Consider the following 18,886-nt stretch of genomic DNA (forward strand, 5'->3'; position numbering starts at 1 on the left):
CACTGCACTGCTGATCCGCCGGCGACCGCCCCGACAATGTCGTGGGGCGGCCGCGGCGCTGAAGACGACGGGAGAATGCCCGGTGCCCTACTCGCACGCATTCCCGCCGCCCCAAGGGCTCTACGACCCCCGCCACGAGCACGATGCGTGTGGCGTGGCGTTCGTGGCCACCCTGACCGGCGTCGCCAGCCACCAGATCATCGAGCAGGGCATCCAGGCTCTGCTGAACCTCGACCACCGGGGCGCCGCGGGCGCCGAGGTCAACTCCGGCGACGGCGCCGGCATCTTGATCCAGGTCCCCGACGGGTTCCTGCGCGCGGTCGCGAAGGACGCCGGGTTCGACCTGCCGCCCCAGCACGCGTACGCCGTCGGCACAGCGTTCCTCCCGGGTGAGGCCGAGCAGGCCGCCAAGACCCGCCAGCGGATCGAGGAGATCGCCGCCGAGGAGGGCCTGAGCGTCCTCGGGTGGCGCGAGGTCCCGGTCGACCCCGCGTCGCTCGGCAGCACCGCGCGCGCCGTGATGCCGTCGTTCTCCCAGATCTTCGTCGCCGGCGCCGGCACGCGGGTGACCGGCATGGCGCTCGAGCGCCAGGCGTTCTGCCTGCGCAAGCGCGCCGAGCACGAGACCGACGCCTACTTCCCGTCGCTCTCCTCGCGCACGCTCGTCTACAAGGGGATGCTCACCCCCGCCCAGCTCGACGAGGTCTACCCCGACCTGCGCGACGAGCGGATGACCTCGGCCATGGCCGTGGTGCACTCGCGGTTCTCGACCAACACGTTCCCGAGCTGGCCGCTCTCACACCCGTTCCGGTTCATCGCCCACAACGGCGAGATCAACACCGTCATGGGCAACCGCAACTGGATGCGTGCCCGTGAGGCGCTGCTCGCCTCCGACGTGATCCCGGGCGACCTCGAGCGGCTCTATCCCGTCTGCACGCCCGGCGCCTCGGACTCCGCGTCCTTCGACGAGGTGCTCGAGCTGCTGCACATGGGCGGGCGCTCGCTGCCCCACGCGGTGCTGATGATGATCCCCGAGGCGTGGGAGAACCACACCGAGATGGACGAGAAGCGCCGCGCCTTCTACAAGTTCCACTCCGCTCTCATGGAGCCGTGGGACGGACCTGCCTGCGTGGTGTTCACCGACGGCTCCCAGATCGGTGCTGTCCTCGACCGCAACGGTCTGCGCCCCTCGCGCTACTGGGTGACCGACGACGGTCTCGTCGTGCTCGCCTCCGAGGTCGGTGTCCTCGACATCGACCCCGCCAAGGTGATCCGCAAGGGTCGGCTCCAGCCCGGCCGGATGTTCCTCGTCGACACCGACGAGCACCGGATCATCGAGGACGAGGAGGTCAAGGCCGAGCTCGCCGCCGAGAACCCCTACGACGAGTGGCTCCACGCCGGCCTCATCCACCTCGACGACATCCCCGAGCGCGAGCACATCGTCCACACGCACGCGTCGGTCACCCGGCGTCAGCAGGTGTTCGGCTACACCGAGGAGGAGCTGCGCATCCTGCTCACCCCGATGGCCAACACCGGAGGCGAGCCGCTCGGCTCGATGGGCACCGACACCCCGATCGCGGCGCTCAGCGAGAAGCCGCGGCTGTTGTTCGACTACTTCAGCCAGCTGTTCGCGCAGGTCACCAACCCGCCGCTGGACGCCATCCGCGAGGAGCTGGTCACCTCGCTGGCCGGCACCATCGGCCCGGAGTCCAACCTGCTCGAGCCCGCTCCGGCGTCGTGCCGGATGGTGCAGCTGCCGTTCCCGGTGATCTCCAACGACGACCTGGCCAAGATCCGCCACATCAACCGTGACGGCGACATGCCCGGCTTCATCACGCACGTCGCGCGCGGCCTCTACCCCGTCGAGGGCGGCGGCGCCGCGATGGCGCAGCGGATCGACGAGATCTGCGCGGAGGTGTCCGCGGCGATCGCCGACGGCGCCCGCATCATCGTGCTGTCCGACCGCCACTGCACCGCCGAGCTCGCGCCGATCCCGTCGCTGCTCCTGACCGGCGCGGTCCACCACCACCTGGTGCGCGAGAAGACCCGCACCCAGGTCGGGCTGCTGGTCGAGGCCGGCGACGTCCGCGAGGTCCACCACGTCGCGCTGCTCGTCGGGTACGGCGCGGCCGCGGTCAACCCCTACCTCGCGATGGAGTCCGTCGAGGACCTCGCCCGCGAGGGCTACTACGTCAAGGCCGAGCCGGAGAAGGCGGTCGCCAACCTGGTCAAGGCGCTCGGCAAGGGCGTCCTCAAGGTGATGTCCAAGATGGGCGTCTCCACGGTCGCGTCCTACACCGGGGCCCAGATCTTCGAGGCGGTCGGGCTCTCGCAGGCCGTCGTCGACAAGTACTTCACCGGCACGGTCTCCAAGCTCGGCGGCATCGAGCTCGACACGATCGCCGAGGAGGTCGCGCGGCGCCACGCCTCGGCGTACCCCCGCGGCGGCATCGCGCCCGCGCACCGTGAGCTCGAGATCGGCGGCGAGTACCAATGGCGCCGCGAGGGCGAGCCGCACCTGTTCGACCCCGAGACGGTCTTCCGCCTGCAGCACTCCACGCGAGCGGGCCGCTACGACGTGTTCAAGCAGTACTCCGCACGCGTCGACGAGCAGTCACAGCGGCTGATGACGCTGCGTGGCCTGTTCCGGTTCAAGGACGCCGCGGCGACCGGCCGGCAGCCGGTGCCGATCGAGGAGGTCGAGCCGGTCTCCGAGATCGTCAAGCGCTTCTCCACCGGTGCGATGTCCTACGGCTCGATCTCGCGCGAGGCGCACGAGACCCTCGCGATCGCGATGAACCGGTTGGGCGGCAAGTCCAACACCGGTGAGGGCGGCGAGGACGCCGACCGGCTCTACGACCCCGAGCGGCGCAGCTCGATCAAGCAGGTCGCGTCGGGCCGCTTCGGTGTCACCGCGGAGTACCTCACGAACTCCGACGACATCCAGATCAAGATGGCGCAGGGTGCCAAGCCCGGCGAGGGTGGCCAACTGCCCGGCAACAAGGTGTACCCGTGGGTGGCCAAGACCCGGCACTCCACGCCCGGCGTGGGGCTGATCAGCCCGCCGCCGCACCACGACATCTACTCCATCGAGGACCTGGCACAGCTGATCCACGACCTCAAGAACGCCAACCCGCAGGCCCGCATCCACGTGAAGCTGGTCTCCGAGGTCGGCGTCGGCACGGTCGCGGCGGGCGTGTCCAAGGCGCACGCCGACGTGGTGCTGATCTCCGGCCACGACGGCGGCACGGGAGCGGCCCCGTTGACCTCGCTCAAGCACGCGGGCGGTCCCTGGGAGCTCGGCCTCGCCGAGACCCAGCAGACGTTGATGCTCAACGGCCTGCGCGACCGGATCGTCGTCCAGACCGACGGCCAGCTCAAGACCGGCCGCGACGTCGTGGTCGCCGCCCTCCTGGGTGCCGAGGAGTTCGGGTTCGCATCGGCGCCGCTGGTGGTCTCCGGCTGCATCATGATGCGCGTCTGCCACCTCGACACCTGCCCGGTGGGCGTCGCGACCCAGAACCCGGTGCTGCGCGAGCGGTTCAGCGGCCGGGCCGAGTACATCGTGAACTTCTTCGAGTACATCGCCGAAGAGGTCCGCGAGCTGCTCGCCCAGCTCGGCTTCCGCACCCTCGACGAGGCCATCGGCCAGGTCGGCACCCTCGACGTCGCCGAGGCGGTCGACCACTGGAAGGCCTCCGGGCTCGACCTGTCGCCGATCCTGCACCAGCCCGACCGCTCGGCGTTCCCCGACCAGGACCTGCACTGCACCAAGCAGCAGGACCACGGCCTGGAGAAGTCGCTCGACCTCACCGAGCTGGTGCCGCTGGCCCAGCCGGCGCTCGAGTCCGGTGAGCCGGTGCGCGCCCAGGTGGCGATCCGCAACGTCAACCGGACCGTCGGCACGATCCTCGGTCACGAGGTCACCAAGCGCTACCGGGGGGAGGGTCTGCCCGACGGCACGATCGACCTGACGTTCCTCGGCTCCGCGGGCCAGTCCTTCGGCGCGTTCATCCCCAAGGGGATGACGCTTCGACTGGAGGGCGACGCCAACGACTACGTCGGCAAGGGCCTGTCCGGCGGACGGATCGTCGTTCGTCCCGACCGCGCGGCGACGTTCGCCGCCAACGAGCAGATCATCGCCGGCAACGTGATCGGGTACGGCGCGACCGCCGGCCAGATCTTCATCCGCGGTGGTGTCGGCGAGCGCTGCTGCGTGCGCAACTCCGGTGCCTGGGTCGTCACCGAGGGTGTCGGCGACCACGGCTGCGAGTACATGACCGGTGGCCGCGTCGCGGTGCTGGGCAAGACCGGGCGCAACTTCGCGGCGGGCATGTCCGGCGGCGTGGCCTGGGTGCTCGACCTCAAGCCCGGCCGGGTCAACCCCGAGCTGGTCGAGCTCGGCCCGGTGAGCGGCTCGGCCGCTACCGAGCTCGAGCAGCTGGTCCGCGCGCACCTGGAGGAGACCGGATCCACGGTCGCCGAGGAGCTGCTGGCCGACTGGGAGACCTCACTGACGAGGTTCACCGAGATCATGCCCACCGACTACCGCAAGTCGCTCGAGGCCAAGGCCAAGGCCGAGGCCGACGGTCTGGACGAGAACGAGACCGCCCACGCGATGATGGAGGCACTCCATGGATGAGCGCAGCGAAGGAATGGAGGGGGTGACTCAGCATGGCTGACCCCCGCGGGTTCTTGAAGAACGGCCGGGAGGTCGCCGAGCGGCGCCCGGTCGAGGAGCGCGTCCAGGACTGGAACGAGGTCTACCCGGGCTCGGCCGGGCGCGCGCTGCTGCCGATCATCACCGAGCAGGCCGGGCGCTGCATGGACTGCGGCATCCCGTTCTGCCACCAGGGGTGCCCGCTCGGGAACATCATCCCGGAGTGGAACGACCTGGTCTGGCGTGACGACTGGGAGGGTGCGATCGAGCGTCTGCACGCGACCAACAACTTCCCGGACTTCACCGGGCGGTTGTGCCCGGCGCCGTGCGAGACCGCGTGCGTGCTCGGCATCAACCAGGACCCGGTGACGATCAAGAACGTCGAGGTCTCGATCATCGACAAGGCGTGGGACTCCGGGTTCGTCCGTCCGCAGCCGCCGGAGTGGCTCTCGGGCCGCACGGTCGCGGTCGTCGGGTCCGGGCCCGCGGGCCTGGCCGCCGCCCAGCAGCTGACTCGGGCCGGCCACACCGTGGCCGTCTACGAGCGCGCCGACAAGATCGGTGGGCTGCTGCGCTACGGCATCCCCGAGTTCAAGATGGAGAAGAAGCACCTCGACAAGCGTCTGGAGCAGATGCGCCGCGAGGGCACGGTCTTCCGGGCCGGGGTCGACGTCGGGGGACAGCTCACGGGCGAGAAGCTCAAGGAGCGCTACGACGCGGTGGTGCTCGCGATCGGCTCGACCGTCGCGCGCGACCTCGACGTCCCTGGGCGCAGCCTCGACGGCATCCACCAGGCGATGGAGTTCCTGCCGCAGGCCAACCGGGTCGCGCTCGGCGAGGAGGTCCCCGACCAGCTCACCGCCACCGGCAAGCACGTGGTGATCATCGGCGGTGGCGACACCGGCGCCGACTGCCTCGGTACCTCCACCCGTCAGGGTGCGGCGTCGATCACGCAGCTGGAGATCATGCCCGAGCCGCCCGAGTCGCGCCCGGCGGGCCAGCCCTGGCCGACGTACCCGATGGTGTTCCGGGTGTCCTCGGCCCACGAGGAGGGCGGCGAGCGCGTCTACGCCGTCTCCACGCAGGAGTTCCTCGGGGACGACGACGGCCACGTGCGTGCGCTCCGGCTCGTCGACGTCCGCTTCGAGAACGGCCGGTTCGCCGAGGTCGAGGGCACGGTCCGGGAGATCCCGGCCGACCTGGTGCTGCTGGCCATGGGCTTCACCGGTCCCGAGAAGGCCGGGCTGGTCGAACAGCTCGCCGTGGACCTCGACGAGCGCGGCAACGTCGCGCGCAACGGGTCCTACATGTCCTCGGTCGATGGCGTGTTCGTAGCCGGCGACGCCGGTCGCGGTCAGTCCCTGATCGTCTGGGCGATCGCCGAGGGTCGAGCGGCGGCCGCCGCGGTCGACGCCTACCTCACCGGCTCCACGACGCTGCCGGCGCCGATCCCGCCGACCGAGCGCCCCCTCGTGGTCTAAGGCTGAGTCCGAGGGCCCACGCGGCCGGGACCAACGACCTCAGTTGGTCCCGGCCGCGCAGGTTACCGGGGAGTTTGGTCTTTGAACGATCAAAGTCGCGGTAAGGTGAAGCACGTGCGTAGAGCCAAGATCGTCTGCACCCTGGGCCCCGCGGTGTCCACCCCTCGACGGATCCGTGAGCTGGTGTACGCCGGCATGGACGTGGCCCGTCTCAATATGAGCCACGGCTCGCACGAGGACCACGCGGAGGCTTATCGCCTCGTGCGTGAGGCCTCGGACGCGAGCGGCCACGGGGTGGCGATCTTCGCCGACCTCCAGGGCCCCAAGATCCGGCTCGAGACGTTCCCCGACGGTCCCGTGGTGCTCCACCGCGGCCAGGAGTGGACGATCACCACCCGCGACGTCGCGGGCGACGCCACGATCTGCGGGACGACGTACAAGGGCCTGCCCGGCGACGTGAACGTCGGGGACCCGATCCTGATCGACGACGGCAAGGTCCGCCTGCGAGTGACCGGTGTCGAGGACACCGACGTCCACACCGAGGTCTTGGTCGGCGGCAAGGTCAGCAACAACAAGGGCATCAACCTGCCCGGCGTCGCGGTGTCCGTGCCGGCGCTGTCGGAGAAGGACATCGCCGACCTGCGCTACGCGCTCCACCTCACGGTCGACTTCATCGCGCTCAGCTTCGTGCGCGACGCGAAGGACGCCGACGACGTCCGCAAGATCATGGACGAGGAGGGCGTGCACCTCCCGATCATCGCCAAGATCGAGAAGCCCCAGGCCATCGAGAACCTCGACGAGGTGATCGCGGCGTTCGACGGCTTCATGGTCGCCCGCGGCGACCTCGGCGTGGAGTGCCCGCTGGAGGACGTGCCGTTCCTGCAGAAGCGCATCGTCGAAAAGGCCCGCCTCAACGCCAAGCCCGTCATCGTCGCGACCCAGATGCTCGAGTCGATGATCAGCAACCCTGCGCCTACACGCGCCGAGACCTCCGACGTCGCCAACGCGGTCCTCGACGGTGCCGACGCCGTGATGCTCTCCGGTGAGACCAGCGTGGGGGAGTACCCCGTCCACACGGTCGAGACCATGGCCCGGATCATCAGCGCCACCGAGGCCCACGCCCTGCAGCAGGACGTGCACCTGGCCGCGCGGGCCGCGCTCGCCTCGATCGACTGGGACCCGCACACCACCGGAGGCGTGATCGCCAAGGCGGCCGAGGAGGTCGCCGAGCGGGTCGGCGCCAAGTACGTCGTCGCGTTCACCCAGAGCGGTGACTCCGCGCGCCGGATGTCGCGGCTGCGCGGCCCGGTGCCGATCCTCGCGTTCACCCCGGTCGCCTCCACGCGCTCGCAGCTCGCGCTGAGCTGGGGCGTCGAGACCTTCAAGACCACCCCCGTCGAGCACACTGACGAGATGGTGCGCCAGGTCGACGAGCACCTGCTGCAGATCGGCCGGGTGCGCGAGGGCGACCTCGTCGTGATCATCGCCGGTGCCCCTCCGGGCATCCCCGGCTCCACCAACTCCATCCGCGTGCACCGGATGGGCGACGCGATCAGCGGTGTCGCCCCGGCGTACCGCCGGAGCTAGAGCTACCTCTTCAGACCGATCAGCGTGTCGAGCCGGGCCACTGCCTCCCGGGTCGACACGCTGATCGTCTTTGCGTTCGACTGCCGCCAGGGGACCTCCGCCAGGTCGAGCGCCCAGCAGCAGAGCTCGCGGATGTCGGGCGAGACATTCGTGAACTGCCATCGCGGGTAGTCGTACCGCTTCTTCTGTCCTGCGACCTCGCGGGTAGCCCAGTTGCGGACTCTTGAGCCGTCGGAGTGGAAGAGCCCCCGCAGGAACGCGGCGGGATGCGCCTCGACGGTCTGCACCTGCCAGGGCTCCAGGACGATCGGCCGCTCGTGCTTGCGCCCCGGACCATGCTGCGGGAACAGGCACGGCCAGTGCTTCCAGTGCGATTGCACGATGACGACTCCGGGAGCCCGGACGTGGAAGATGGGCCGCCGCGGATGCACCGTCGCAACGAGGGCCTCCACGTCGTCCACGATGCCGGGATAGGTCGCGTCGCACGAGACTCGGAGGGCGAAGTACCGGCGGTGCCGGGAGAGACATCCGTCGCCGAGGTAGTAGCCCAGGAGTGCGGTGTACGCCCGAGCCTCGAGCTCGGCTCCGTCGTGCAGGGGGCATTCCGCGGCGCGGGGTGATGTCGACATCCACGTCCGAAGCGTCGACCGGCTGATGCCGACCATCCGACTGACCTCGGACGGCGTGCGGTGACGCAACAGCTCGAGCGCTGAGCGGCGGGTCTCGGTCGAGTACATACCGACACGGTCGCTCCGACCACCGACATCTGTGCCCCGGGTGGGATTCGAACCCACACTGGACGGTGTTTGAGACCGCTTCCTCTGCCGTTGGGATACCGGGGCGCCGGCGCAAACCCTAGCGCGAGCCCTCCGACGGCGGCCGATAGCCTGTCCCTGTGACCCAGACCGACCAGCCGGCGCCGCGCCGTGTCGTCATCGCCGAGGACGAGGTCCTCATCCGGATGGACCTCGCCGAGATGCTCGGCGAGGAGGGCTACGACGTCGTCGGGCAGGCAGGTGACGGGCAGAAGGCCATCGAGCTCGCCGAGGGGCTGCGGCCCGACCTGGTCATCCTCGACGTGAAGATGCCGGTCCTCGACGGGATCGCGGCCGCCGAGCGGATCGCGGGCGCCCGGATCGCGCCCGTGGTCATCCTCACGGCGTTCTCCCAGCGCGACCTGGTCGAGCGGGCGCGCGACGCCGGGGCGATGGCCTACCTCGTGAAGCCGTTCTCGAAGTCCGACCTGGTGCCCGCGATCGAGATGGCGGTCAGCCGGTTCGCCGAGCTCGCGATGCTCGAGTCCGAGGTCGCCGACCTCACCGAGCGCCTCGAGACCCGCAAGGCCGTCGACCGCGCCAAGGGCGTCCTGCAGCAGCAGCTCCAGCTCTCCGAGCCGGACGCCTTCCGCTGGATCCAGAAGACCGCCATGGACCTGCGGCTCTCGATGCGCCAGGTCGCCGACGGTGTGATCACACACGGACCCGGGATCGCCGGCTGACACGCCGGGCATCCCCGAAGTTGATGAAGCCATCCATTCTGCTAGATCACGAATTGGCAACGACAGGGTACAAAGTCCTGGTCGGCCCACGATCGTCCCGGGATCGGCGCTAGTTTCCCTCCATCGAGATTCGATCCCCGGGTCTGCGCATGCGGTCGCGGGGGCTAGTCAACGGAGGCTTCATGATTCGCTCCAGCCGCGCCAGCCGCGCAGCCATCACCCTCGCGGCGACCGCACTCGTCCTCACTGCCTGCGGCAGCAGCGACAGTGACGGCACCAAGACGAACGACGCCGCCAGCGGCGGCTCGGGATCCAGCGAGCTCTGCGGAAAGAACCTCGCCTTCCTCGGCGCGCTCACCGGCGACGCCGGTGCCCTCGGCCAGAACATGGTCGGTGGCATCGAGCTCGCGCTGAAGGAGTACAACGCCAAGCACGCCGACTGCCAGGTCAATCTCAAGCAGTTCGACTCCCAGGGCAGCCCCGACAAGGCGCCCGCGCTGGCGACGCAGATCATCAACGACGACACGATCTTCGGCCTGATCGGCCCGGGCTTCTCCGGTGAGTCGCTCGCGACCGGCAAGACGTTCTTCGAGGCAGGCCTGCCGTCGATCTCCCCGTCGGCGACAAACGTGACCATCACCCAGCAGGGCTGGACCACCTGGCACCGGGTCATCGGCAACGACGACGCGCAGGGCACCGCCGACGCGAAGTACCTCACCGAGACCGCCGGTGCGAAGAAGGTCTTCGTGGTCGACGACGGTCAGGACTACAGCAAGGGCCTGGCTGGCACGGTCAAGTCCGCCCTCGGCGACGCCATGGTCGGGGACGACCAGATCTCGGCCGGTCAGACCGACATGTCGGCGACAGTCACCAAGGTCCAGGCTGCTGGCGCGGACGCCGTGTTCTACGGCGGCTACTACACCGAGGCGGGCCTGCTCGCCAAGGCGCTGCGTCAGGGCGGCTTCAAGGGCACGTTCATGTCGGGTGACGGCTCGGAGGACCCCAGCTTCGTGAAGGTCGCCGGCGCGGCGGCCGCCGAGGGTGCGGTCCTGTCGGCTCCGGCTGGCCCGCCGCCGGCGGACTTCGGTGCCTCGGGTCTCTACGCCACCCAGTCCTACGACGCCGCCAACATCTTCCTGGCTGCGCTCGAGGACGGTGCCTCCTCGGCCGAGGACATCAACAAGTTCATCGGCAGCTACAGCGGGGACGGTGTCAGCGGCCCGATCGCGTTCGACGACAAGGGTGACATCACCGAGTCGAAGATCTACGCCTACATGGTCAAGGACGGCAAGCTCGACGTCGACAACCCGCAGGTGATCGAGTAACCGCTGTCATCTGAATCAGTGACATAGGCTGCGGCCGGAGGGGGGATCCCCTCCGGCCGCAGCCGATCAGACCGACAGAGGAGACCCCTTGGACCTCGGCGCGCTTTTCGGCAGCTTCGACAGCTTCGTCAGCTTCACCATGGGCGGCTTGGTGTTCGGAGCGATCTACGCGCTCGTGGCGCTCGGCTACACGATGGTGTACGGCGTGCTGCAGCTCATCAACTTCGCCCACTCCGAGGTCTTCATGTTCGGGACCTTCGCCGTGGCCTGGGTGTTCATCTTCGTGCACGGGACCGGTGACGCGTCGTGGAGCCTCGGCAAGGCCCTGCCCGTCCTGCTCCTCGCGCTGGTCGTGGCGATGCTGGTGTCCGCGGCCATCGCGCTGCTGCTCGAACGCGTGGCCTATCGGCCCTTGATCAAGAAGGGCGCTCCGAAGCTGATCGCCCTGATCTCGGCCATCGGCGCGTCCTTCGCGCTGTCCGAGGCCATGGGGCTGCGTGACCGGTTCGCGTCGTGGGTGAGCCTCGACAACAAGCTGTCGGACTACGTAGCGCCCGGAAAGGCGCGCGACGTCTACTCCAACCCGGTGACGATCGACCCCCACAAGCTGTTCAAGATCGGGGGCTACTCCGTCACCGACGTCGACCTCGTGATCATCGCGGCCGCCCTGCTGATGATGGTCGCCCTCGACCAGTTCGTGAGGCGCACGAAGTTCGGCCGCGGCATCCGCGCCGTCGCCCAGGACCCGGAGTCGGCCGCCCTGATGGGGGTCAATTCCACGCGCGTGGTCCAGCTGACGTTCCTCATCGGCGGCTTGATGGCCGGCGCGGCGGCCACGCTCTACATGATGAAGATCGGCTCCACCCGCCAGAACGCCGGCTTCATCCTCGGCGTCAAGGCGTTCACCGCCGCCGTCATGGGCGGCATCGGCAATCTCCGCGGCGCCCTGCTCGGTGGACTAGTCCTCGGTGTCATGGAGTCCTGGGGGTCGGCCGTGTTCGGCTCGGAGTGGAGGGACGTCGTCGCCTTCGTGCTGCTGGTCCTGATCCTCCTGGTCCGACCGTCCGGCCTGCTCGGCGAGTCCCTCGGAAAGGCGCGTGCGTGATGGCCGGTCTCTCGAGCTTCGGTCGGCGCTGGGACCGCTTGGTCGACCGCTTCGGCCGTCTGCCGATGGCGGTCAAGCTGCTCGTGCTCGTGCTCGCGGTGGCGTTCGTCTACGCGCTGCCCCTGTTGCGCCCTCCGGTGATCACCACCCAGGAGATCGACTTCGGCGGCGTGATGTTCGGGTGCGCGGCGTACGCGCTGATCGCCCTGGGCCTCAACATCGTCATCGGGTACGCCGGCCTGCTCGACCTCGGCTACATCGGCTTCTACGCGACCGGCGCCTACACCGTCGGTGTGCTCACCTCCTTCCACTGGCACTGGCCGTTCTTCTTCGCGCTGCCGGTGGCGATCGCCGTCACCATGCTGACCGGTGTGCTCCTGGGTGCTCCGACGCTGAGGGTGCGCGGCGACTACCTCGCGATCGTGACCCTCGGCTTCGGTGAGATCATCCGGATCTGTGTCAAGAACATCGAGTGGCTGGGTGCCTCCTCCGGCATCAAGGACATCGCGCACCCCAACAGCATCGGTGGTGGTCCGCAGCCGCCGTACGACAAGGGCGGCCTGTTCTCCATCCCGCGGCTCGAGTGGAACGGCCTGGTCCCGCACGTCGACCACGAGCACACCACGGCGTTCCTGTCGTTCGGCGCGATCGACGCGACGCCCTACTACTGGCTGCTGCTGACCGCGCTGATCGTGGTTCTGTTCGCCGACCGGCTGATCAAGTCGAGCCGCGTCGGCCGGGCCTGGGAGGCCACCCGTGAGGACGAGGACGCGGCCGAGCTGATGGGCGTGCCGACGTTCCGCTACAAGCTGCTCGCGTTCGCGATGGGCGCCGCGATCGGCGGCATGTCCGGTGCGTTCTACGCCAGCGGTCAGGGCGGCTACGTCAGTCCGGACAGCTTCCTGCTGCTGTACTCCATGCTCTTCGTCTCCGCGGTCATCGTCGGCGGCGCCGGCAACCGCTGGGGCGCGATCGTCGGTGGCGTCCTCGTCTACTACCTGCCCGAGCGGTTCCGCGAGTTCGCGGACTACCGCATCCTCGTCTTCGGCATGGCCCTGACCGCGCTGGCGATCTGGCGTCCGCAGGGCCTGCTGCCGCCGCGCCGGACCAGACGGGTCATGCGCGCGGAGGAGCAGATACGCGAGCTCGAGGGAGAGGGGGCAGTCAATGTCTGAGTCCATGCCCGACTCGACCGCACGCAAGCTGCTCGAGGTCGACCACGTGACGATCCGGTTCGGTGGTGTCACCGCTCTCGACGACGTCGACTTCGACATTCGCGAGGGCGAGATCCTGGGCCTGATCGGTCCGAACGGCGCCGGCAAGACGACGTGCTTCAACGTCATGACCGGCGTCTACCAGGCCACCAGCGGCCAGATCCGCTTCGACGGCACGCCGTTGGCGAAGATGAAGCGACACGCCATCACCAAGCTGGGGATGGCCCGGACGTTCCAGAACATCCGGCTGTTCAAGGCGATGACGGCGCTGGAGAACGTGATGGTGGGCGCCGACGCCAACAGCAACGTCGGCCTGCTCAACGCGCTCTTCCGCACCCCGCGGCACCGCCGCACCGAATCGGCGGCCCGCGAGCACGCCTACGAGCTGCTCGACTTCGTGGGCGTCGCCGGGCGCGCCGACGAGCTTGCCGAGAATCTGTCGTACGGCGACCAGCGCCGACTCGAGATCGCTCGGGCGATGGCCACCAGGCCCAAGCTGCTCTGCCTCGACGAGCCGGCCGCCGGGTTCAACCCCGCTGAGAAGCAGCGCCTCATGGAGCTGATCCGCAAGGTCCGCGACCAGGGCGTCACCGTGCTGCTCATCGAGCACGACATGCGACTCGTCATGGGGGTCACCGACCGAATCGTCGTCCTCGAGTTCGGTCGCAAGATCGCCGAGGGCACGCCGGCCGAGATCCGCGACAACCCCGCGGTGATCGCGGCCTACCTGGGAGTGGATGAAGAAGATGCTTCTTGAGGTCGAGGGCCTGTGCGTCAACTACGGGCACATCGAGGCGATCCGCAACATCAGCTTCGGGGTCGAGGAGGGCACCGTCGTCACCCTGATCGGGGCGAACGGCGCCGGCAAGACCACCACGATGAAGACGCTCTCGGGCCTGCGCAAGGTCCGCGCCGGCAAGGTGACCTTCGACGGCAAGGACATCACTCACCTGCCGCCGTTCGAGCGGGTCAAGATGGGACTGAGCCAGTCTCCGGAGGGTCGGGGGATCTTCCCCGGCATGACCGTGCGCGAGAACCTCGACATGGGTGCCTACACGCGCCGCGACAAGGCCGCCATCGGCACCGACTTCGACCGCGTGATGGAGCTGTTCCCCCGGCTGGAGGAGCGCATCGACCAGGTGGCCGGCACCATGTCGGGTGGCGAGCAGCAGATGCTGGCCATGGGCCGGGCCCTGATGGCCCGCCCGCGGGTCGTGCTGCTCGACGAGCCCTCGATGGGTCTGGCGCCCAAGCTGATCGCGCAGATCTTCTCCATCATCACCGAGATCAACGAGCAGGGCACCACGGTGCTGCTCGTCGAGCAGAACGCCGCCCAGGCGCTCAAGCGCGCCCACACCGCCCACGTGCTCGAGACCGGTGAGATCGTGCGCTCGGGCAGCGGCGCCGAGCTCGCGGGCGACGACTCGGTGAAGGCGGCGTACCTCGGCGGAGACGTCTGATCCGGACCGCGTCAGCGGGCCGGATCGTCGGTGGTCGAGCAGCGACCGCGACTGAGGAACGAAGCCGCGACGGAGCGTGTCGAGACCCGGTAGGCCGGGAGGCGGCGGTGGGTCCGCGTCACAGCACCTTCGACAGGAACAGCTTGGTGCGCTCGTGCTGCGGGTCGGCGAGGACCTGACGGGGGTCGCCCTCCTCGAGGATGACGCCGTCGTCCATGAACACCAGGTTGTCGCCGACCTCGCGGGCGAAGCCCATCTCGTGGGTGACGACCATCATCGTCATGCCCTCGGACGCGAGGTCGCGCATGACGGCCAGCACGTCGCCGACGAGCTCGGGGTCGAGCGCGCTGGTGGGCTCGTCGAACAGCATCATGTCGGGGTCCATCGACAGTGCCCGGGCGATCGCGACGCGCTGCTGCTGACCGCCCGAGAGGTGGGCGGGGTACATGTTCTCGCGATCGGCGAGCCCGACCTTGGCCAGGTTGCGGCGGGCGATCTCGGCCGCCTCATCCTTCGAGCGGCCCTTGACCCGGCGTTGGGCGACGCAGAGGTTCTTCAGCACGTTCATGTGGGGGAACAGGTTGAACTGCTGGAACACCATGCCGATCCGCGAGCGGACCGCGTCGAGGTCGACCTCCGGGTCGGTGATGTCGATGCCCTCGACGAAAATCTTGCCGGACGTCGGCTCCTCGAGGCGGTTCACGCAGCGCAGCAGCGTCGACTTGCCCGAGCCCGAGGGGCCGATCACGCAGACGACCTGGCTCTGGTCGACGTGGAAGTCGATGCCCTTGAGCACCTCGTGCTGGCCGAAGGACTTGTGCAGGTCGGAGACCTGGATCGCCGGGGTGCTCATCGGGCATTCCTCTGCTGTCGGCGCTCGAGGTGCGCCACGAGCTGGCTCGCGGGGATGGAGATCACCAGGTAGACCAGCGCGACCGCCAGCAGCGGGCTCGCGTTGGCGTAGGTGCTGAGGCTGTTCGTGCCGAACGACGTGAGCTCGACCTGGTCGTACTGCATGCCGACGAAGGTCAGCAGCGAGGTGTCCTTGACGAGGAGGATGAACTCGTTGGTGAGCGGCGGGATCACGATCCGGATCGCCTGGGGGAGGACCACGGTCAGCATGGTCCAGAAGCCGTTCATGCCGAGCGACTGGGCCGCCTCCCGCTGGCCCTTGGGCACCGCCTGGATCCCGGCCCGTAGGGTCTCGGCCATGTAGGCGCCGGAGACCATGATCAGCGCGATCAGCCCGGCCCCGATGGTCCCACCGGGAGCCGTCCAGCCGAAGGCGAGCGGCACGCCGAGCGCCATGAAGATGATCACGACCAGTGCGGGCAGGCCTCGAAAGAACTCGATGTAGCCCGTGGCCAGCCAGCGGTAGAGCCGCAGGGGCGAGAGCCGCATCAGGGCGAGCACCAGCGCGAGCACGATGCCGCCCGCGAACGCGATGACCGTGTACTTCACGGTGTTCTTGGCGGCCACCAGGACGATGTCCGGCCAGAGCGCCTTCCACGTGTCCCAGTCCAGGAACTGCGCGGAGATGGCGGCGCGATCAGCCGACAGGAACAGGACGACGAGGACGGCAACCAGGACGGCGTACAGGGTGCTGTCCCGCAGTCGCCGCCGCGTCGCGCGCTTCAGGCTCATTCGGTGGCGAAGTAGGTGTCGTAGATCTTCTGGTAGCTACCGTCGCTCTTCATGGAGGCGAGCGCCTTGTCGACGGCGTCGATCAACCCGGTGTTGTCCTTCTTCATCGCCAAGCCGTAGCTCTCGCCGGTGTCGTACTTCTCGACGACCTTGAACTCACCGGCGGCCTTGGGGTCGTTCTGGTGGTCGAGGTTGACCGGCAGGTCCTGGAGGAGTGCCTCGACCTGGCCGGCCTTGATCGCGGCGTACATCTCGCCGTCGCTGGGGAAGACCACGATGTCGGCGCCGGTGGCGTGCTCGTTGGCGTAGGCCTCGCCGGTGGTGCCCTTCTGGACGCCGACCTTGACGCCGTCGAGGTCGTCGATGGACGCGATGCTCGAGTCAGATGGGACGAGCAGCGACTGCTCGGAGTCGTAGTAGCCGTCGCTGAAGCCGATCTTCTTCTCGCGCTCCGGGGTGATCGTCATCGCGCTCGCGGCCAGGTCGCACTGGCCGGACGCCAGGGCGAGGCCGCTCTGGAGCGCGTTGAAGTCCGAGTCCTTGATGGAGACCTTGAGATCGAGCTGCGTGGCGATCGCGTTGACGATGTCGACGTCGAAGCCCTTGAACCCGATCGCGGCGGTCTTGTCGAAGTCCTCGAACGGCGGGTACGGGACGTCGGAGCACACGGTCAGGGTGCCGTCGGAAATGAGGTTGAGACTGGGCCCGCTGCTCGAGTTGTCGGAGGCCTTCCCGTCCGAACCGCTGTCGGAGCCACACGCCGAGGCGGTGAGCGCGAGGGCGGACAGAACGGCGGCGGCGAGCGTGGCGCGGGGCGTCAGGCGAATCAGCATGGGTGCACCTTAGTGGTGCGCACGGCCGGATAGGTCACGGAATGGTCTCGGGCCGGAATGCTTAACGCAGCGCTGCCACGACCTGGACCAGCAACGGGGCTACCAGGAGCGCCGGCAGCAGGTCGGCGACGGGGATCTCGCGGATCCGCAGCAGCCGGAGCGCCACGCCGACGAGCAGGAGCCCGCCGGTGGCGGTGATCGCGGCGAGGTGGGCGTCGGGGAGGACGTCGCCGAGCGCCAGCCCGAGCAGCGTGAGGCTGCCCTGGATCGCGACGACGGTGACCGCGCTGGCCGCCACGCCCCAGCCGAACGACGCGGCGAACGCGATCGCGGCGAAGCCGTCGAGCGCCGCCTTGAGGAACAGCTGGTCGGCGCCGTTCCCGAGCCCGTCGTTGAGGGACCCGAGGATCGTCAGCGGGCCGGTGCAGAAGACCAGCGAGGAGACCACGAAGCCCTCGATGAACCGGTGCCGCTCCACCGAGCCTCCGCCCCCGGCCAGGCGGGTCTGCAGCCAGCCGCCGAGCGACTCGACCCGCTGCTCGACCCGGAGCAGCGACCCGGCGATCCCGCCGATCAGCAGCGACCCCAGCACGATCAGCATGGGAGCGCTGTCACCGACCCGATCGGCGAGGTCGTCGTCGAGGACGGCCATCGCCGACGTACCCGCGATGAGGAGCGTCACCAGGCCGAGGGCGTCGGTGACGAGGTCGCGGGTGCGCACCGGCAGCCGGTTGCCGAGGAGGACCCCGATGGAGGCGCCGAGCAGGACGCTGGCGACGTTGACGATGGTGCCGATACCCGGGAACACAGGACTCCTCTGACAAGACAGCGGGGCTGAGCGTAGTCTCGTGCCTTGGTGCCGCATTCGGGGGACGAGAGACGCGGCCGAGCACGGAGGTCCGGAAGGCCATGATTCGATGAGCCGTTCTTTGGTGTCGCTCCGTATAGCCGTGCCCGCAGACGCGCCGGCGCTGGCGGAGCTGTGGAGCGACGTGCTGCGCCGCACCGGCCCCGAGGACCAGCTCGCCGACGTCGAGGCGCTGCTCGCCGGCCTCGAGGGATGCACCGACCAGCGGATCGTGGTGGGGGAGTACGACGGCGAGTTCGCCGGTGCCGTCCACCTGCAGGCGACGACGATGTCGGCGATCAACCTCGAGCCGGTCGTTCGCGCTCTCTCCCCGCACGTGCTGCCCCGCTTCCAGCGCCACGGTGTCGGCAGCGCCCTCATGGACGCCGCCGTCACCTGGGCCGAGGAGCTCGGCATCAGCCACGTGGCCACCGCGGCGGTCGCCGGGTCCCGCGACGCCAACCGGTTCATGGCGCGCATCGCCCTCGGCCCGTACGCCGTGCTCCGGGTCGCCACCACCCACGCCGTGCGCACCCGGCTCACCGCCCAGCGACGCCCCGCCCAGTCCTCCGGCGGACGTCAGCTCACCCAGGTCCTCGCCGCGCGCCGGTCCATGCGCCGCGCCCGCGCCGGCGTCGAGAACTAGCGGAGACGCGTCAGCGGATCCGCTGATGGTGGTCGCCCTTCGAGACGCCTCGTCCCTCGGCTCCTCAGGAGCCGCAGCCGCGCGGCTGAGGGACGAAGCCGCGACCGGCGTGTCGAGACCCGGTGAGGTGCGCCCTACGGTGACGTGTACCGCTCCCGGGGCATCAGCGCGCAGGTGATCCGCGAGGTGCACACCCGCTTGCCGCGCTCGTCGGTGATCACGACCTCGTAGGTCGCCATGGTCCGGCCCAGGTGGATCGCGGTGGCGGTTCCGGTGACCGTGCCGGAGGTCGCCGAGCGGTGGTGGGTGGCGTTGATCTCGATGCCGACCGAGAGCCGATCGGGGTGGGCGTGCACGGCGGAGCCGACCGAGCCGAGCGTCTCGGCGAGCACCACGGACGCACCGCCGTGGAGGAGGCCGTAGGGCTGGGTGTTGCCCTCGACCGGCATCGTGCCCACGACCCGCTCGGCGGAGATCTCGGTGAGCTGGATGCCCATCTTCTCGTTGAGCCCGCCCATGCCCTGGGGCATCGAGGAGATGTAGTCGTCGATGGTCAGGTCGGCCTTCGGCTGGTCACTCATGCGCA

At 69.2% G+C, this 18,886-nt stretch carries 16 protein-coding genes and 1 tRNA gene; 10 read left to right on the plus strand and 7 right to left on the minus strand.

Going from position 1 to position 18,886, the window contains the following annotated elements; all coding sequences use genetic code 11:
- Positions 1–82: 82 nt before the first annotated feature.
- The 3 genes from gltB to pyk all read left to right on the plus strand — a co-directional run bounded on the left by gltB (position 83) and on the right by pyk (position 7,728).
- Positions 83–4,642 (plus strand): glutamate synthase large subunit, encoded by a 4,560-nt coding sequence (gene gltB / locus AC3ANS_RS08525; protein WP_488295727.1) that lies wholly within the window; start codon positions 83–85, stop codon positions 4,640–4,642.
- A gap of 32 nt (positions 4,643–4,674) precedes the next feature.
- The gene (locus AC3ANS_RS08530; protein WP_488295728.1) at positions 4,675–6,141 is read left to right on the plus strand and encodes a glutamate synthase subunit beta; all 1,467 of its coding nucleotides are present in this window, start codon (positions 4,675–4,677) and stop codon (positions 6,139–6,141) included.
- A gap of 114 nt (positions 6,142–6,255) precedes the next feature.
- Entirely contained in the window at positions 6,256–7,728 is a 1,473-nt protein-coding gene (gene pyk, locus AC3ANS_RS08535) for a pyruvate kinase (protein WP_488295729.1), read from the plus strand.
- Between the two features lie 2 nt (positions 7,729–7,730).
- Here pyk and AC3ANS_RS08540 read toward each other — a convergent pair whose 3' ends face one another.
- Both AC3ANS_RS08540 and AC3ANS_RS08545 read right to left on the minus strand, forming a co-directional pair.
- The gene (locus tag AC3ANS_RS08540; RefSeq protein WP_488295730.1) at positions 7,731–8,465 is read right to left on the minus strand and encodes a hypothetical protein; all 735 of its coding nucleotides are present in this window, start codon (positions 8,463–8,465) and stop codon (positions 7,731–7,733) included.
- A gap of 32 nt (positions 8,466–8,497) precedes the next feature.
- Positions 8,498–8,570 (minus strand) — tRNA-Leu (locus tag AC3ANS_RS08545).
- A gap of 53 nt (positions 8,571–8,623) precedes the next feature.
- On the opposite strand from AC3ANS_RS08545, the gene AC3ANS_RS08550 reads away from it, so the two are divergent.
- From AC3ANS_RS08550 to AC3ANS_RS08575, 6 genes are all read left to right on the plus strand, one after another.
- Positions 8,624–9,226: an ANTAR domain-containing response regulator gene (locus AC3ANS_RS08550; RefSeq protein ID WP_488295731.1), complete on the plus strand. Its 603-nt coding sequence runs from the start codon at positions 8,624–8,626 to the stop codon at positions 9,224–9,226.
- A gap of 182 nt (positions 9,227–9,408) precedes the next feature.
- Entirely contained in the window at positions 9,409–10,551 is a 1,143-nt protein-coding gene (locus AC3ANS_RS08555) for a branched-chain amino acid ABC transporter substrate-binding protein (RefSeq protein ID WP_488295732.1), read from the plus strand.
- Positions 10,552–10,639: 88 nt separating this feature from the next.
- A complete protein-coding gene (locus AC3ANS_RS08560) occupies positions 10,640–11,656 on the plus strand; it encodes a branched-chain amino acid ABC transporter permease (RefSeq protein WP_488295733.1) in 1,017 nt (338 codons plus the stop codon).
- On the plus strand, positions 11,656–12,831 hold the full coding sequence (locus tag AC3ANS_RS08565; protein ID WP_488295734.1) for a branched-chain amino acid ABC transporter permease: 1,176 nt from the start codon (positions 11,656–11,658) through the stop codon (positions 12,829–12,831). Before AC3ANS_RS08560 ends, AC3ANS_RS08565 begins: the two co-directional genes overlap by 1 nt.
- Entirely contained in the window at positions 12,824–13,627 is an 804-nt protein-coding gene (locus tag AC3ANS_RS08570) for an ABC transporter ATP-binding protein (protein ID WP_488295735.1), read from the plus strand. The genes AC3ANS_RS08565 and AC3ANS_RS08570 overlap by 8 nt, the downstream gene beginning before the upstream one ends.
- Complete coding sequence (locus AC3ANS_RS08575) at positions 13,608–14,330, plus strand: ABC transporter ATP-binding protein (RefSeq protein WP_488295736.1); 723 nt, start codon at positions 13,608–13,610, stop codon at positions 14,328–14,330. The genes AC3ANS_RS08570 and AC3ANS_RS08575 overlap by 20 nt, the downstream gene beginning before the upstream one ends.
- A gap of 118 nt (positions 14,331–14,448) precedes the next feature.
- Here the strand turns inward: AC3ANS_RS08575 and AC3ANS_RS08580 are convergent, their stop codons facing one another.
- From AC3ANS_RS08580 to AC3ANS_RS08595, 4 genes are all read right to left on the minus strand, one after another.
- Positions 14,449–15,183, minus strand: a complete 735-nt coding sequence (locus tag AC3ANS_RS08580) for an amino acid ABC transporter ATP-binding protein (RefSeq protein WP_488295737.1) — start codon at positions 15,181–15,183, stop codon at positions 14,449–14,451.
- Complete coding sequence (locus AC3ANS_RS08585; protein WP_488295738.1) at positions 15,180–15,974, minus strand: amino acid ABC transporter permease; 795 nt, start codon at positions 15,972–15,974, stop codon at positions 15,180–15,182. The genes AC3ANS_RS08580 and AC3ANS_RS08585 overlap by 4 nt, the downstream gene beginning before the upstream one ends.
- Positions 15,971–16,807: an ABC transporter substrate-binding protein gene (locus tag AC3ANS_RS08590; protein ID WP_488295739.1), complete on the minus strand. Its 837-nt coding sequence runs from the start codon at positions 16,805–16,807 to the stop codon at positions 15,971–15,973. Before AC3ANS_RS08590 ends, AC3ANS_RS08585 begins: the two co-directional genes overlap by 4 nt.
- Positions 16,808–16,868: 61 nt before the next feature.
- Positions 16,869–17,615, minus strand: coding sequence for a DUF554 domain-containing protein (locus AC3ANS_RS08595; RefSeq protein ID WP_488295740.1), 747 nt, complete (start codon positions 17,613–17,615; stop codon positions 16,869–16,871).
- Between the two features lie 142 nt (positions 17,616–17,757).
- On the opposite strand from AC3ANS_RS08595, the gene AC3ANS_RS08600 reads away from it, so the two are divergent.
- Positions 17,758–18,300, plus strand: coding sequence for a GNAT family N-acetyltransferase (locus AC3ANS_RS08600; protein WP_488295741.1), 543 nt, complete (start codon positions 17,758–17,760; stop codon positions 18,298–18,300).
- Positions 18,301–18,434: 134 nt separating this feature from the next.
- Here AC3ANS_RS08600 and AC3ANS_RS08605 read toward each other — a convergent pair whose 3' ends face one another.
- Entirely contained in the window at positions 18,435–18,881 is a 447-nt protein-coding gene (locus AC3ANS_RS08605; RefSeq protein WP_488295742.1) for a PaaI family thioesterase, read from the minus strand.
- Positions 18,882–18,886 lie beyond the last annotated feature (5 nt).

The organism is Nocardia sp. 149-1B (assembly GCF_057747975.1).

Coding starts and splice junctions, on each gene's coding strand:
- AC3ANS_RS08530 (WP_488295728.1), top strand. CDS start 4,675: ATGGCTGACCCCCGCGGGTTCTTGAAGAACGGCCGGGAGGTCGCCGAG.
- AC3ANS_RS08540 (WP_488295730.1), bottom strand. CDS start 8,465: ATGTACTCGACCGAGACCCGCCGCTCAGCGCTCGAGCTGTTGCGTCAC.
- AC3ANS_RS08555 (WP_488295732.1), top strand. CDS start 9,409: ATGATTCGCTCCAGCCGCGCCAGCCGCGCAGCCATCACCCTCGCGGCG.
- AC3ANS_RS08565 (WP_488295734.1), top strand. CDS start 11,656: ATGGCCGGTCTCTCGAGCTTCGGTCGGCGCTGGGACCGCTTGGTCGAC.
- AC3ANS_RS08570 (WP_488295735.1), top strand. CDS start 12,824: ATGTCTGAGTCCATGCCCGACTCGACCGCACGCAAGCTGCTCGAGGTC.
- AC3ANS_RS08575 (WP_488295736.1), top strand. CDS start 13,608: ATGAAGAAGATGCTTCTTGAGGTCGAGGGCCTGTGCGTCAACTACGGG.
- AC3ANS_RS08580 (WP_488295737.1), bottom strand. CDS start 15,183: ATGAGCACCCCGGCGATCCAGGTCTCCGACCTGCACAAGTCCTTCGGC.
- AC3ANS_RS08585 (WP_488295738.1), bottom strand. CDS start 15,974: ATGAGCCTGAAGCGCGCGACGCGGCGGCGACTGCGGGACAGCACCCTG.
- AC3ANS_RS08590 (WP_488295739.1), bottom strand. CDS start 16,807: ATGCTGATTCGCCTGACGCCCCGCGCCACGCTCGCCGCCGCCGTTCTG.
- AC3ANS_RS08605 (WP_488295742.1), bottom strand. CDS start 18,881: ATGAGTGACCAGCCGAAGGCCGACCTGACCATCGACGACTACATCTCC.